Raw genomic sequence first — 13988 nt, forward strand, 5'->3', positions numbered from 1 at the left:
TGCGGTCTTTTTACTGTTCATAAAATAAAGAACAGTATATCCAAAGGAAAAAGGATACACTGTTCTTGTCGATTGGGGCGGACATGTCATGACGCAAGCCGTTTATCAAACCGTTTACAATGAAATCACCCTTAGAATCTGCAAACATACGAGTACTAGCATGCCAAGTAGCGCGATCAAAAAGACGAGCGACCCTACCTTGGCAGCTTTAAGTCTAAAATATTCGTAGATGAGGTAAGTGATGAGAGAGAACGGGATGACAAAAACCCATATCATCTCTAGAACAGGCGATCTTTTAGGGAGTAGATAGGGCATGAAAATTACATAGAAACCGATCCAGAACGTTTGAAATCTGAGGACATGTTGATAGCGCTTCTTGAACAAGGCAGTCCCTTTTTCATTCATTCAAATCGCCTCGTTTTTGGTTAAGCACGACAAATGCAGAGATGCACAATTTGAGACGTTGCAGTGAGCCTACAACCAATTTTATTATAAGCTGGGATAATTGATTAGGTCAACAATTGGGCTTTCTGGATAATCTCCCACCTAAAAGCAATTTTAAGCATGAAGATGGAATCGGTATACTCGTCAAATTGACATAGGCAAGGATCAATTTGGTTTTTTGAGGCGGGTGCTTTTTATGATCGCAATAGCTGAGTGTCAGCAATTAAATACAAGATCATTGCTTGGTAGGCACACATGGAAGACGCTAGAATCAATCGTATGACTGAGTGTTTGCGTGGTCTTTTAGCGATTTTTAATGTAGAGAAACAATCCAGCCTATGACAATGACGGAAATGAGATAGAAAATCTGCAGAACGATTGCACCGGTTATCCATCCATTAAGCGCGATGAAATCCAAGGTTGAACGCCTTTTCGTGAAAAGATAAACGGCAGGGATCAGCCCGAAAATAGGCACAATCAATGCAACGATCAACAATACGATTAACCACATTTTTTCAATATTTGTCATGTTGAATCGCTCCATATTGCCATCTAGTGATAAGTCGAAATAACCTTATGGGCATGATTTTAGCACGAATCAACTCGCAGTCTCTTCAGTAGAGATCAGAAGCGAGACCACCAGTATCAACTCACGCTAGAACAACGTACTGCTCCTTTTGATATGGAGGGGATGGCACAGGCTATTGCAAATAAGTTTGTGTCTGGCATACCGTCGTGCTAGTGCTGGGTAGCGGCAGATGATGGCACTTAAGTTGAATGGCGTTGTCAGTCATCACAAATAAAAAGGCAGCGTCATCACGAACTGAAAAAGTTCTTGATAGCAGTGCCTGTTTTCTGGTAATGATCAAACTTAACAGCCGAATTTAAAAACCGGCGATAGTCGTACCGTATAACTTCCCCTTCTGTTTCTGTAACAGACTTAGAACCCAGAAGCTTAGGGCCAAGTATAACCCGATAGTTAGCCAACTGGCTTCGACGCCAAAAGTGCCGCCAGTAATGAATGGGCTCAAACCGGTATTCGTTGACTTCAAGATCATGCCTGAATCAGACAATCCGGGGACAGTCACACCAAACAACCTGCTTTCCGCGAAGTTCCAAGCGGCGTGGAAGGCGCCGCAGAACCAAATGTTGCCGGTGATTAATCGGATTTCTGACAAGAGCATGCCGAAAAGAAAAATGCCCAAGAAGGCTGAAACGCTAAACTCAGAATTGAAGCCGTTCATTAGGGTGAAAAAGATCGTATTCGCCAGACAAGCGGTTAACAACTTTTGCCGCTTTAACCAGTAACCCATGATGTAGCCGCGGCAGACTAACTCCTCAAACATGGATTGGAAAATGAAGCCGACTAAAAACAGTCCTAGGATAGGTATGCCGGAGAAAGAAAAGGCTAAACGGACGTGAAAGCCTTGTAGGCCAAAAATAAATAGCCAGTTTATTGCAAAGAGAAGGAGGCCAAATAAGAATCCTTTGGCATAGCGGTGAAGCATTCGTTTCTTTGCGAATGGTAAGTAGTAAGGATCGCCTTTGTAGCGAATGACGAGCAGAATAATACCAAATAGACTTGTCCAAAGCGTTAATAAATTGCCAGATGTTGAATTGAAGTTAAACTTTCTATCAAACAAAAGGATAGCAAGTATTGGGAATGCCGTAAGCATGAACCATCCGAAAGCAATAAAGAAAGGCAGCAGAAACCTTTTTACTTTTCTTATATTGATAATTTTTCTGAAATATCTATTCATAAAATAAATCATATCCCATCAAATAGTATTTTAAACCGTGCTGGACTTTCATTAGAATACGACTAAAGTCATTAATTTGTCTAGGCCTTTTTAGTCTGGATTACATTTAAAAACAGAGCCGGTAGCGCTTTCCTAGATTGCAATAATAAAGTTACCACCTAGAAAGAGGCTTGCTCACTGCTTGAACTGGGGTTTGCCAACGGAGACATTTTCTAGGTTTGTTATTGATAAGCGCTGTGGCTTGTTGAATATCGGTCTCTGAAACCTGATCAAACTGTGTTCCCTTCGGGAAATAGTAGCGAAGTTCTCGATTGAACCGTTCATTTGTGCCCCGTTCATTCGGGTGATAGGCGTGGCAAAAGTAAACCGGTATCCGATAGCGCTTTGTAAGCGCCTGATCGCAGGAAAACTCTTTACCGTGATCAACCGTCACTGATCGAACCGGACCCGGAAAGTCCACCATCAGTCTTGCAAATCCCTTGAGAACAGCATTTTGTGATAAGTTTTCAAGCTTAGTTGTCGCCATTAAACGTGTCACCCGATCGACAATGGTCAAAACAGCAGCCTTTGACCCGCGACCACCGCGAACTGTATCCATCTCTAAATGTCCTTTTTCGGTTCGCCGATTAGCTGACTCACTGCGAATCTCAATTGAGGTGCCTACTGCTTGGTTATAGCGCGACCGAAGGTCTTGTCTTCTTTTATGACGTTTACCGTGATCAAAGAGTTGGCTTGGCTGAAAATCGACTTGTCTTTGATAAATCCAGTGGTAAATCGTGTGTGGCGCACAGTGAACGGCATAACCGACCATTTCAGGGGACCAACCTAGGTTTAGCTTCTCAGTTACCATCCGCTTCAACTTAGGCGTTAAAATCGAGTGCCGACCACAACGATGCCGACAAGTATCGGCATGATCCTGAGCTATAATGGCGCAGTAATCACCTTCAGGGCAACGGTGAAGCTCATGCCTAATAGAAATACGAGAGCGGCCTAAGGTCGCGGCGATGTATTGAATCGTGTGGTGTTGCATCAGTTCTATCTGAGATCGTTCAATTAAGGTTATAATGGCCATGGGACCTGTCCTTCTCTCTAGATGGTATGTTATGCAAACACCATTTTAGCAAGAACGGACAGGTCTTTTTTCACATTTTCTGGGTGGTAACTTTAATTATGCAATCTAGGCTTTATTAACGAAAGATACACTAGATAATGGATTGTTTTCTCTGGAAAGCGGTATATCAAAAATTGCGCTGGTATAAGGCTTATGAGCACTTAGAGTGTCTTAATTGAAACTTTTTTAATAAAATAATAAATCAAACAAAAAAACACGGCTATCAAAAGTTGCCTTGATAAGTCGTGCTTTTTCGTTCAAACAAGTTTTTTAAGTTCATGTGCAGAGCTTACTTGCTAACCATAATCGCATCAAGCTTTGCCCGATACTTCTTTGCTGTTGCTGTGACACCGGCATAGTCACCGGTCTTGGCAGCTGCGGTGAGGTTGTTGCCGGCGCCGACTAGGGTCACGCCAGCATCAAACCAGGTTTCGAGGTTATTCAGTGATACACCGCCGGTTGGCATGACGGCTAGTTGTGGGAATGGGCCGTGGAGTGCTTTGATCATGGCCGGACCAGCAACGCTGCCGGGGAAGATTTTGACGAGATCCACGCCGGCTTCGAGTGCGGTTTGAATTTCGGTTGGGGTGAGGCAGCCTGGAGTATATGGAATAGCATAGAGATTACAGATTTTGGCAACGTCAGCGTTGAAGCTGGGGCTGACGATGAATTTGGCGCCAGCAATGATTGCCAGACGGGCAGTTGCCGGGTCAAGCACAGTGCCGGCCCCGATGAGAACATCTGCACGATCACCGTACTTTTCACTGAGTTGGTCTAATACACGATCAGCATGAGGTACGGTGAAGGTCAATTCAATCCCAGTAATGCCACCAGCGATGACAGCATCAACTGTTTTAACTGCTTCGGCAGCATCGTTGCCGCGAACAACAACAACACAGTTTGTCTTGATTAACCGATTGAGATAATCATATTTTTGCATTTTTTTATATCTCCTTAAATGTGTTCGATTAAGCAGAAGCGGATGGACTATGCTGATCGTAATTCATCTAAGGCACAGATACTTGATACTAAAATTCGCATCCTGCTGTATGAACTTGTTAAACTGAGACCACATCGTATATAAGGTACTTATTTAGTTGATCCCAGTTGAAAGGTCATTCTGAACGCAACGCAAGCATCACATTGTGCGTGTTCAACAAGTTTTAAAAGCCAAAACTGATATAACAGAACATCTCTCCACGAAAATGATAGCGTTTACTAAAAGCGCTGTCAATGTTTGCTAGAAGTCTCTATAATTTTGGGAGCGAAGCAACATCTTTCTAAAAAAAATAAAAGTGTTATACAATAAAATGGATAAAAAAGGAAGCGTGACGTACATGCAGATTTCGAATTATCAAGATGAGGCCTATACTGCCATCAAGCAAATGATTCTCAGCATGCAGCTGACTCCCGGGGAAAAGGTCGATAAATATGAATTGAGCACGCAGTTAAATATCGGCGTGACCCCGATTCGGGAGGCAATTATTCGCCTGCGTAGGGAGGGCTTATTTGATGTCATTCCACAAAGCGGCACTTATGTATCAAAAATTAATGTGGATGAAATGAATCAAGGCCGATTTGCTAGAGTCGAATTGGAAAAAACTATTATTGCTAGCGCTGCTGAGCGTATGACAGCGGATCAAGTTGACGAATTAGAACAGCAAATTGCTCTTCAGGGTGTCTATGAACATAATCAAGACTATGGGCACTTTTTCAAATTAGATCATGATTTCCATGAACTCTTTTACATTGCAGATCACAAACAATTTGTATGGACGTGGGTACAACAAATGAATCTGCAGTTTATTCGTTATCGCTATCTACAATTAGAAATAAACGGCATGCACTGGCATCACATTATTGCAGAACATCAGGCAATTGTGGATGCAGTTAAGGCAAAGGATACAGGGTTGGCAAGTCAGATGGCCATCGATCACTTGTTAGCAGTTGGTAAAGATGTCAAATCAGTTTTAACCACTTATCCTGATTATTTTAAAAGTCATGAATCGAACGAGCCTCAGTTAACCTGACTGTGTTCTTGCTCGCGGAATGATTCAGTTAATCAATGACGTCTGAAAACGTAGATTTTTAACAATCCTGTTTTCAGGCGTTTTTGTGTACGGTCAGCTAAGTTCTGTGCATCGTGGGTGCTGAAACTTCGTCAATAAAAAATAACGACAAGCCCGCTTATTGACGTTAATCGGCGAAAACCCAACGTTTATTTTTTGAGGAACACAAAATTGCCGTGCACGATTACAATTAAAAGAAGAATCGACTTTTTGCAGAATGCCGAGATGGAGCACTTTATGTCAGTTAAATCAGTCTGGAGAACGCATTATCAAAATGGCTTTCGTGTCAATCAAGAACTGGGGATGCCTTATCATTTGTATTGCGGATTAAAAGCCACACTGATGGCGCTGCCTTATGGTGTCTTCGTCAGTTCCTTAGGGCCAAACTGGTCGTGGTGGGGGCTTCTTTCAGGCGGCTTATTGTGGCTATTCTTTTGCTTCAATTTTGAGATATACGTTCATCAGCATATGCAAACAGGAACGCTCGCTGCCATGCGGGTTTCCAAGGGACTATGGCTGACGAGACTTGGGGGAACAGGCCTGATTTGTGGCGTTTTCGTCTATCTGCATATTTTTTTTATAGCAGCGCCATGACTTGGTTGCTTTGCTATTCAGAAAGTTGCTTGTAAATGGATAAGGATTAGAAAGCGAGGTTATTATGAAAGCTGTCTATAAAGGCCGTCCAGCTGACGTTTGGGAGATCAGTCAAACCAATGAACGACCGGCGTGGGTTAAAGCCGCTTTTGAAGAGAACTATCTATGTTGGTTAGACAATCACCTGCGCATTTTAATGAGTGGACTGAACCCGTCGCTCGGTGCAAACTTAAAAACCGCCGCGGTTGGTACGATCGGCGGCGGTTTTGCTGGCTATAACATGTATGCGCTTGGGTATCTAGGTGATTATCTAGATGTTACGAATCATCGAGTTGTTTCGAAGAAAAAGTTTTTGAAGCAGTATCAGATTCAAGGGAATGCCTAGCTAGTCATTTTTTGTATATTGATAAGCTGGCTTCAAGACAAAACAAAAGAATCTGAAATTCCTAAACACTTGGAATCTCAGATTCTTTTTCTTTCCTAAAACTTTTTTTCAAGCGGAGACCTATAAGCAATCCATTGGGTAATTCCCGCTGCTATTATTCACACAATCGAGGAGGCCAGCTTTTCGTTTCAAATATGATACAAGCCAAATTCTGGCAAATCTTTTTTTAAAGCGTCAACGAAGTCCACACAGTTTCCCGCCTTTAAAGCAGACAAAGCAGCACCAACTAGTTGTCTGCCTTCAGCTTCTTTCCCCGTCCTAAATAGCAATATTTCCTTATAGTAATTCAATAGCACGCGCTCTAATAGAAAAGATTCCGGTAAATCTTTTTGCTCAAGAACGGCTAGCGTTTTTAAAGCATGCTGGATTTGTCCGTACCGAATCAGCAGAGCAACTGTGTTTAGCAAGACATTCATACACGTCTCGTAAGTATTGGGTAGACCAATGTAAATAGCGCATTTGTCTAATAGGGTTTGTGAAAATACGGTGATGGTTTCAATGGGAAGCTGGGTCATGGTATTGCCATAGAGGACGAGTTCAAAGTTCCCCCAGTCCTCACACTGAAATAAATAATCCGTTAGTATATTCAAGGGAACATGGCTAGGTCGGGGTTTCTTTTCTACCTCTGCGCGAACACATTCAGCCATAATCCAGTTCAGCTGATCAAAAATCAAATGCGAGTTTTGGCAACGCGCATATTCGGTGTCGACTAAGTGATTAAGTCCTTGAACATTATGACTTAGAGCAAGTTGCGTTAATTCGGTTGATAACTTGTTATCATATAAAGGCTCAAAGTGGTTCATGACGATTGTAAATTCAAAGGGAGTGACATAGATTTCCTTAAGCAAATGAAAGAATCTTTTGGTTGATAGGTCTGATGTGCCATTCTCAAATTTCGAAATCATACCCTTTGATACAACATCGTCTGCTAAGGAGCTAAGGCTTATGCCTCGCGACTCTCTCAAGTACTTAAATGTTGTGCCAAAATTTTCGATGATGAGCATCTCCTCGTTTCGTTTTCGAAACATAACTATTGAAACTCAGTTTAGCGGTTATCGTATGAAGTATCAATAAAGGCCGGAGGGAGTGCTTAATCATGAAAACATATTTAAGACATCAGCGTGGCCGCACAGGGATCAACATTGTTTGGATTATCGTGAACGTCCTTTTGTACACAGGCACATCAGTTCTCTTAACTTTTACAACGAATGCCATTTTTTCGAGGGATATGATGGCACTCTTACTGTGGTCCGCCATTAATCTTTCAGTTTGGGGAACTTTTTTGATTAGCAATTATTTTCAGGCGGTTTTTCAAGAAAAACTCACGCAGCGGATTATGATTGATGTGCGTGATACCATTTCGAGAAAGATTGTCGGAAGTTCTTATGCACAGTATCACAAACAAACAACCGGAGAGTATCTTTCTGAATATGTTAATGATGTTGGCAACATTGAAAGTAACGCCATTAAGAACTTATTCTCGTTGCTGTCTGATGGGACTACCGTTGTATTCTCAACCATAGCACTTGCTGCTTATCACTTACTATTCATCCCAATGATTCTTTTCTTATCGATATTGATGTTGAAAATTCCTTCTCGTCTAGGTAAGCCAATGACCGTGGCGACGACAGAAATGTCAAAAGGGAATGCAGCATTCTCGAATCAAGTGACCAATGTTCTTAACGGGTTTGATGTTTTATTAAATGCAAATAAATTAAGCAAACTTCAAGAACTGGTAAAAACGGCTGCCAAAAAATATGCGGAAGTGAAAGTTTCATACACTAAAACCAACGCTCGAATTTCCAATTCAATAGCAGCTTTGAGCATCTTCTGTCAGGTCATGGTCGATATTATGACCAGTATTTTGGCCATCCTTGGTGCTATTCCACTTGGGGCAATTAGTTCAACCGGTAGTATTGCTGCTAGTATTTTTAATTCCTTGTCTAGCCTTAGCAATGATGCCGTGCAGATTAAAGCAACGCATCCATTATTTGATAAAGTCATTCAAGGATCTTCCAAGTCGGCAATGGCACACGAAAGCACCCAAGAACCAGCATTTCAGCACGCTTTAAAGGTGGTCGATCTTAGCTATTCGATTAACGGGAACAAGATACTTGATCATTTGAACCTCACATTTGAACGAGGAGGAAAATATGCGATCGTTGGTCGAAGCGGAGTCGGGAAGAGTACCTTACTGAAAATTTTAGATGGTCAAATTACGGATTATACTGGACATGTTTATATTGATGACCAAGATTTGCGGACGATGACAATGACAGCATTAACAAAGATTTCTCAATACGTTGATCAAAATGTCTATTTATTTAATGATTCAGTGGCAAACAACACCTCACTTTGGGCAAATAAGCAAAAATCTGGGGACAGTTTGCAACAGGCACTATTAAAGGCAAAGGTAGATTTCGTTAAGTCACCAGATCAAATGATTGAAGAGAACGGTCAAAATTTGTCTGGCGGCCAAAAACAACGCTTAGCATTAGCAAGGTTTTTCTACTCACCAAAACCAATTGCATTTGTTGACGAAGGCACATCTGCGTTAGACGCAGAAACTGCTAGACAAGTTACCAAGCAATTTTTGAATGACCCTAATATGACCTTGATTGAGGTAAGTCATCACCTTGATGCGCAGTTGAAGGGGGCTTATGATCAAGTGATTGATTTAGGCGCATAACTTGGCATGTTGCCAGACTTGGTCGAATAAATGTTTCAAAAAATACTCGGAACAGAATCTTTCAATGTCCCGGGTTTTTGTTTTGTACCAAAAAAATTCCCGATTTCTCGGGAATTTTTGTTGCTATTTGGTTTTCACTCTTTAACAAGGGAACTAAGACTGTAGATTATTCGCTTGCGACCCAACCGTAGTTGCCTAATTGCTTGAATGAAAAGACGTCATCCCAAAGAGCCTTTTCTGTTTCGCTGAATGAAAAACTATCAGACAGTTTCTTACAAGTAGGGTCTTTATGGCATCATAACGGCGCGAACATCCTAGACGCTCAGACGCTCTTTTAGACGCTGCTTACTGCTGATCCGCCCGCAACCGCCATTGCACAACAAAGGTCAACACAGCAAGTACCGCAAGTACGATGAAGTCGATCTGACTCCCTGTCGCGTCGGCACCGACCGGAGAGAGGCGGTGTTGTAAGGTGATAATGGCTGATAAGCTGGCAGTGCCTAGTGAGCCGGCGTATTGTTGAATGGTATTGAACAAGGCGTTGATATCCGCTTTGGCTGAGCCGGTTACCATGGTGCTGGCGTCTGACATGGTGTTGCCGAAGCCGAGGTTGAAGCCCATGCGGAAAATGATATAAAAGCCGACAATCAAGGGGATGCTCAGCTGGTGGGTGAAGATGCCGAGCAAGATAGCGCCGACGAACATGGCGGTATTACTTGTCAGGAGCAGGCGACGTGCGCCGAACCGATCATACAAGGCGCCGCCAATGGGTGAAACCGCCGCGCCGATCAATGAACCGGGCAGCAAAATCAGGCCGGCCACAGAAGCATTGGTATGCAGGACGTTTTCGGCGAAAATTGGAATAACGAAAGCAATGCCAATATTGCTGAATTGCAAAATAAAGAAGTTAATGGCGCGTGCCCGAATACCAGCCTGTTTGAAAAGCGAAAAGTTAAGCAGTGGCGTGGTTGTATGTTTTAAGTGATAGCTCATTCCAACAATGGCGACAGCCAAAGCCGCGACATAGCCCCAAAAGCCAGCAGTCAGCCCAGATGCCGTGAATTGATCCAGTACTTCGATGAGTGAGAAAAGGCCAAGTCCAAGCAGCAGCAAACCTAGAAAGTCAAAACGATCAGTCGTCGTCTGCGCTTTAACGCGAATCGTGGCTTCGCCCAAGGACCAGACGAGCAGGATAACTGGCAGTACCAGCCAAAAAATCATCCGCCATGAGGCATAATATGTCAGTAAACCGCCATAAGTTGGCCCAAGCGCAGGGGCAAGTGAGGTCACAACACTGGCCATCCCCACGTAAATCCCGAGGTGGACTTGCGGGATCATGGTCAGAATCAAATGAAACATCAACGGGGTCGAGACCCCAGTGCCAGGGCCTGCAACAAACGGCCAGCAAACAAGATTGGAAAACTCGGTGCCCAGATACACAATAAGGTTCCGGCCAGACTGCAAAGAATGGCGGTCCGAAACAGAAGCCGCGTATCAAACCATCGCAATAAAAAGGCGGTTGTGCTCATGACCAAGGTGACCATCAGCAAATAACCTGATGTGAGCCATTGCACTGTCGACAATGACACATGCAGCGTTTTGATAAGCGTTGGAAAGGTAACGTTCATGGAAGTCTCAACCAGAATACCGACAAACGTCAGTAATCCTGCTGATAAAATAGCCAATTGCGTGCGATGTGAAACTGGTGAAGTTGTCATGGGAGTGCCTTCATTTCTATCATTTAACCTGATACACATGCATCATGCAGCAACAGGTCACTGCTGACGATAGCAGATTCAAAAAAATGATGCAAAGGCAAGCGGTTTCATTTAAAGCAAAGTACAGTCTACATATAGCTGCTTAATAAACAATTTGGATGCTAAGGAATGGTTCCGTTAGTTACTGAAAGCCACCACTATGATCAGGATCGTCATAACTGCGAAAACGAGATACCAGAATAACCGGCCTGTTGGATTATTGGGGTTAACACTAATGCCAATGCCAAATCTTTTTGGGACGAACAACGGTTGCTGTTTTGTTTTTGGAGCGGGTGCGTAGTGTAAGAAGCTTAAGATAGTCAAAATAAGGACAAGGATGAGAGGGACAATTCTTGCTATCTTTGTATCTGAGCGCAAGGTCCACACAACGGAAAGCAGAAAAATGGCAAAGATGAAAAGTATGGTTAATGATAGTGGCTTGCCTGATTTGCTTGAGCGCACGGTCAACATCCCCTAGCGTTATCTTTTTGTAAACCACTGCTGAGACGGCTTTAGCGTATAGCAGTATTAGATTCATGGCAATAAGCGAATCATCACAATTTATGATTGAGGTGTGAAAAGAGGCAAAAAAGTCAGCGTTATGGCACGCAAAAAAGAAGCGTCAGGACACGCTTCTCTTTCGAAAAATGATTCGGGTGAAGTGCACTGCTGGCCATAGCAAAATTGACGCAATGATTAAACTTGCAATGACTTGTTTTGAAGAAACATCTGTTGACACACCAGGAATTATTGGAAAAATCACAGCTAGTCCTAGCAGATAGTTAGGAACAAGCAACAAGAATCTAGGAAATTTCGATTTTTTCGGATTCTTAATGTAGCCTAGTATATTGTCTGAAAACCAAAGAAAAATGAAGCTTATTATATCAAACAATGGAAAGCCTCTTTTCAAGTAGAGCCGTGATGGCATCACTTTTCTTCCAAAACAATCGAGAATGGCTGCCGTTTGTGGAAATTATTATTTTTATGGTGTCATCTTAAGCTAGCCTCTATATCTGTGTCAAAAAATAAACTTGGCGTGACTTATAGGTTTTGAAGTGGTTTTTTGGAGACGCGGATTCCTTTGGTAACAGTAAAGCTATCCTGTTTTAAAAGCTTTCAATCATACTGCTGGTTATTTGACTTGATGTACACCACGCTATGAGACTGGGTTTGGTAAAAAGCACTCAAACCAAAGAAAGTTTGGCATTTACATCAAAAAAGGATCACGCCAGTATCGTCCGGTGTGGGGTACACTCCCTTTTGGGTGGACAGACCAAATATTTAAGGTCTGTTCTCCTGGAAGGGAGTTTTTTTATGCGGCGGAAGGGAATTCGTTATTCTTTGGAAGAAAAGATTCAATTCGTTAATCGAGTTCTGTCTGGCCAATCACTCATGGATGTTCAGAGGTCTGGGGGACCCCGCCATGTGGCTTTAGGTCGGTGGGTGCACAGCTATCAGCAATGGGGAGCGGCTGGACTCGTCCCGAAGAAACGAGCAACGCGACGCCACCCACGTAAACACAAGACGTATTCCAGAGAGTTCAAGCTTCAGATTGTCCAAGAATACCTGGCGGGTGGGACGTCTTACCCTAAACTATGTGCGGAGTATGACATCTCCAATCCAGCAGTCGTTTACCAATGGGTTTCTCTGTATAATAGTGGTCAACTACTACAGACCACTAGAGGGAGTGCACCCATGACAAAGGGCAAGAAAACAACTTACGTTGAAAGAATCGAAATCGCACAGTGGATCATCGCACATGATATGGACTACCAAGGGGCCATTAAGCACTTTGGAGTTTCGTACGGTCAAGTCTATTCTTGGGTGAAGAAGTTTCGCGAGAGCGGCGAGGAAGGTCTTAAGGATCGGCGAGGTCAGCATAAGCCTGAAAACACCCTTGATGAGAATCAACGTTTAAAGCTTGAGAACAAACAAAGTAAGGCCAGGATTGACTATCTGGAGACGGAGAACGCTCTCCTAAAAAAATTGCAAAATGTAGAGAGAAGGAGTGCCGGCAACAACACCGACAATACCAATATACTGCCATTCAAGAACTCACCCAAGAGGTAACCAGGGTCACCAAGCGATACCATTCGGTATCGTTGTGCTGCCAAATATTCGATATTCCACGCTCTGCTTATTACAAGTGGCTGCACCGAGAACCAACTAAACAAGACATCATGAACACTGAGCTGGTTCGTTTCATCAAGAAATTAGAAGAAGACAATCACTACATTTATGGGGTTGATCGGTTAAGGATGATCATTAATCAGGAGACTGATTATCATGTGAACCCTAAACGGGTTCGGCGATTGATGCAAGATAACGGTATTCAGTGTTCAATTCGCCAGAAGAAGCATGATCGAGTAGCGGAAAAGAAGGAATACATCCTTGGAAATAAATTGCTTAACCAGGATGGCAGCCATGCCTTTCATCCTACCCGGCCCAATGAGGTTTGGGTCACGGACTGCAGCGAGTTGACGTATGGCTTCAATTCAGAGTGCCATTTGCGTTTGAGCGCAATCAAGGATCTCTACGACCATAGTATCGTGGCTTGGGAGGTCGAGCCGAGTGAGACCGCTACACTGGTCACTCAAACATTCAGAGCCGCTGCAGAGGCAGAGGAGACTTTGCCTGAGCTGCTGCACAGTGACCAAGGTTCCGGTTACACATCCCGACTATACAATACTGAATTGGCCGGTTCTGGTGTTATTCATAGCATGTCACGGCCGGGAACACCGGGAGACAATAGTCCGATGGAGAGTCTCTGGAGCCATGCGAAGACTGAATATTTTGACTTTGTCCATGCCAATACATACGAAGAAATGATGCAATTCATTGAAGAATACGTGTTGTGGTACAACGGTGATCGGCACCAAGAGACACTCAACGGGATGACCCCAGCGGAATACCGAAATCATGCCATTGAAACAGCAGCATAATAGTATTCTGTAAGAATCCACGAGGAGGAGAGCCATGATTCAAGAAGGACCTTTTGATTAGGAAAGTGCTTGGATCAAAAATGGCAGCCCAGGCGGACTGCCAAAATTAATGATTAATTTGTCCCTAACTTGGAAATAACACGAGAACAACTTTTTAATATTTGAGCTGTCCACTTG

The 13988-nt window shown here is 43.2% G+C and carries 13 protein-coding genes and 1 pseudogene; 6 read left to right on the forward strand and 8 right to left on the reverse strand.

From position 1 onward, the window contains the following. Positions 1-114: 114 nt before the first annotated feature. The 5 genes from AC07KQ_RS00250 to AC07KQ_RS00270 all read right to left on the reverse strand — a co-directional run bounded on the left by AC07KQ_RS00250 (position 115) and on the right by AC07KQ_RS00270 (position 4255). The gene (locus AC07KQ_RS00250; RefSeq protein ID WP_011673952.1) at positions 115-405 is read right to left on the reverse strand and encodes a hypothetical protein; all 291 of its coding nucleotides are present in this window, start codon (positions 403-405) and stop codon (positions 115-117) included. 352 nt (positions 406-757) lie between these two features. After that, positions 758-973, reverse strand: a complete 216-nt coding sequence (locus tag AC07KQ_RS00255; RefSeq protein WP_013245316.1) for a hypothetical protein — start codon at positions 971-973, stop codon at positions 758-760. A gap of 355 nt (positions 974-1328) precedes the next feature. Beyond that, positions 1329-2204: a CPBP family intramembrane glutamic endopeptidase gene (locus AC07KQ_RS00260; RefSeq protein ID WP_011673954.1), complete on the reverse strand. Its 876-nt coding sequence runs from the start codon at positions 2202-2204 to the stop codon at positions 1329-1331. Positions 2205-2355: 151 nt separating this feature from the next. Further along, positions 2356-3276, reverse strand: a complete 921-nt coding sequence (locus tag AC07KQ_RS00265) for an IS30 family transposase (protein ID WP_003574021.1) — start codon at positions 3274-3276, stop codon at positions 2356-2358. 328 nt (positions 3277-3604) lie between these two features. Then, positions 3605-4255 (reverse strand): bifunctional 4-hydroxy-2-oxoglutarate aldolase/2-dehydro-3-deoxy-phosphogluconate aldolase, encoded by a 651-nt coding sequence (locus AC07KQ_RS00270; protein ID WP_003562571.1) that lies wholly within the window; start codon positions 4253-4255, stop codon positions 3605-3607. A 397-nt stretch (positions 4256-4652) separates the two neighbouring features. Between AC07KQ_RS00270 and AC07KQ_RS00275 the strand changes: the two genes are divergently transcribed. From AC07KQ_RS00275 to AC07KQ_RS00285, 3 genes are all read left to right on the forward strand, one after another. Next, the gene (locus AC07KQ_RS00275) at positions 4653-5345 is read left to right on the forward strand and encodes a GntR family transcriptional regulator (protein ID WP_003572914.1); all 693 of its coding nucleotides are present in this window, start codon (positions 4653-4655) and stop codon (positions 5343-5345) included. A gap of 276 nt (positions 5346-5621) precedes the next feature. Next, positions 5622-5978, forward strand: a complete 357-nt coding sequence (locus tag AC07KQ_RS00280; protein WP_016386482.1) for a hypothetical protein — start codon at positions 5622-5624, stop codon at positions 5976-5978. 64 nt (positions 5979-6042) lie between these two features. After that, the gene (locus tag AC07KQ_RS00285) at positions 6043-6363 is read left to right on the forward strand and encodes a hypothetical protein (RefSeq protein WP_003572918.1); all 321 of its coding nucleotides are present in this window, start codon (positions 6043-6045) and stop codon (positions 6361-6363) included. 188 nt (positions 6364-6551) lie between these two features. On the opposite strand, the gene AC07KQ_RS00290 is transcribed toward AC07KQ_RS00285, so the two are convergent. Next, positions 6552-7427 carry an Rgg/GadR/MutR family transcriptional regulator gene (locus tag AC07KQ_RS00290; RefSeq protein WP_013245319.1) on the reverse strand — a complete coding sequence of 292 codons (876 nt, stop codon included), beginning with the start codon at positions 7425-7427 and terminating at the stop codon, positions 6552-6554. A 92-nt stretch (positions 7428-7519) separates the two neighbouring features. Between AC07KQ_RS00290 and AC07KQ_RS00295 the strand changes: the two genes are divergently transcribed. Continuing rightward, positions 7520-9112 carry an ATP-binding cassette domain-containing protein gene (locus AC07KQ_RS00295; protein ID WP_013245320.1) on the forward strand — a complete coding sequence of 531 codons (1593 nt, stop codon included), beginning with the start codon at positions 7520-7522 and terminating at the stop codon, positions 9110-9112. Between the two features lie 345 nt (positions 9113-9457). Here the strand turns inward: AC07KQ_RS00295 and AC07KQ_RS00300 are convergent. Beyond that, positions 9458-10830: pseudogene (locus AC07KQ_RS00300) on the reverse strand (MFS transporter). 177 nt (positions 10831-11007) lie between these two features. Then, the gene (locus AC07KQ_RS00305; protein WP_013245322.1) at positions 11008-11331 is read right to left on the reverse strand and encodes a hypothetical protein; all 324 of its coding nucleotides are present in this window, start codon (positions 11329-11331) and stop codon (positions 11008-11010) included. 852 nt (positions 11332-12183) lie between these two features. Between AC07KQ_RS00305 and AC07KQ_RS00310 the strand changes: the two genes are divergently transcribed. Both AC07KQ_RS00310 and AC07KQ_RS00315 read left to right on the forward strand, forming a co-directional pair. Continuing rightward, positions 12184-12939, forward strand: a complete 756-nt coding sequence (locus tag AC07KQ_RS00310; protein WP_013245323.1) for a helix-turn-helix domain-containing protein — start codon at positions 12184-12186, stop codon at positions 12937-12939. Continuing rightward, complete coding sequence (locus AC07KQ_RS00315; RefSeq protein WP_123796487.1) at positions 12915-13811, forward strand: IS3 family transposase; 897 nt, start codon at positions 12915-12917, stop codon at positions 13809-13811. Before AC07KQ_RS00310 ends, AC07KQ_RS00315 begins: the two co-directional genes overlap by 25 nt. Positions 13812-13988: the final 177 nt, after the last annotated feature.

It is taken from the genome of Lacticaseibacillus sp. YLM2-1 (genome assembly GCF_056583465.1).

Excerpts from the sequence above, each read along its gene's own strand:
- AC07KQ_RS00250 (WP_011673952.1), bottom strand. The coding sequence starts at position 405 with ATGAATGAAAAAGGGACTGCCTTGTTCAAGAAGCGCTATCAACATGTC.
- AC07KQ_RS00255 (WP_013245316.1), bottom strand. The coding sequence starts at position 973 with ATGACAAATATTGAAAAAATGTGGTTAATCGTATTGTTGATCGTTGCA.
- AC07KQ_RS00260 (WP_011673954.1), bottom strand. The coding sequence starts at position 2,204 with ATGAATAGATATTTCAGAAAAATTATCAATATAAGAAAAGTAAAAAGG.
- AC07KQ_RS00265 (WP_003574021.1), bottom strand. The coding sequence starts at position 3,276 with ATGGCCATTATAACCTTAATTGAACGATCTCAGATAGAACTGATGCAA.
- AC07KQ_RS00270 (WP_003562571.1), bottom strand. The coding sequence starts at position 4,255 with ATGCAAAAATATGATTATCTCAATCGGTTAATCAAGACAAACTGTGTT.
- AC07KQ_RS00275 (WP_003572914.1), top strand. The coding sequence starts at position 4,653 with ATGCAGATTTCGAATTATCAAGATGAGGCCTATACTGCCATCAAGCAA.
- AC07KQ_RS00280 (WP_016386482.1), top strand. The coding sequence starts at position 5,622 with ATGTCAGTTAAATCAGTCTGGAGAACGCATTATCAAAATGGCTTTCGT.
- AC07KQ_RS00285 (WP_003572918.1), top strand. The coding sequence starts at position 6,043 with ATGAAAGCTGTCTATAAAGGCCGTCCAGCTGACGTTTGGGAGATCAGT.
- AC07KQ_RS00290 (WP_013245319.1), bottom strand. The coding sequence starts at position 7,427 with ATGCTCATCATCGAAAATTTTGGCACAACATTTAAGTACTTGAGAGAG.
- AC07KQ_RS00295 (WP_013245320.1), top strand. The coding sequence starts at position 7,520 with ATGAAAACATATTTAAGACATCAGCGTGGCCGCACAGGGATCAACATT.
- AC07KQ_RS00310 (WP_013245323.1), top strand. The coding sequence starts at position 12,184 with ATGCGGCGGAAGGGAATTCGTTATTCTTTGGAAGAAAAGATTCAATTC.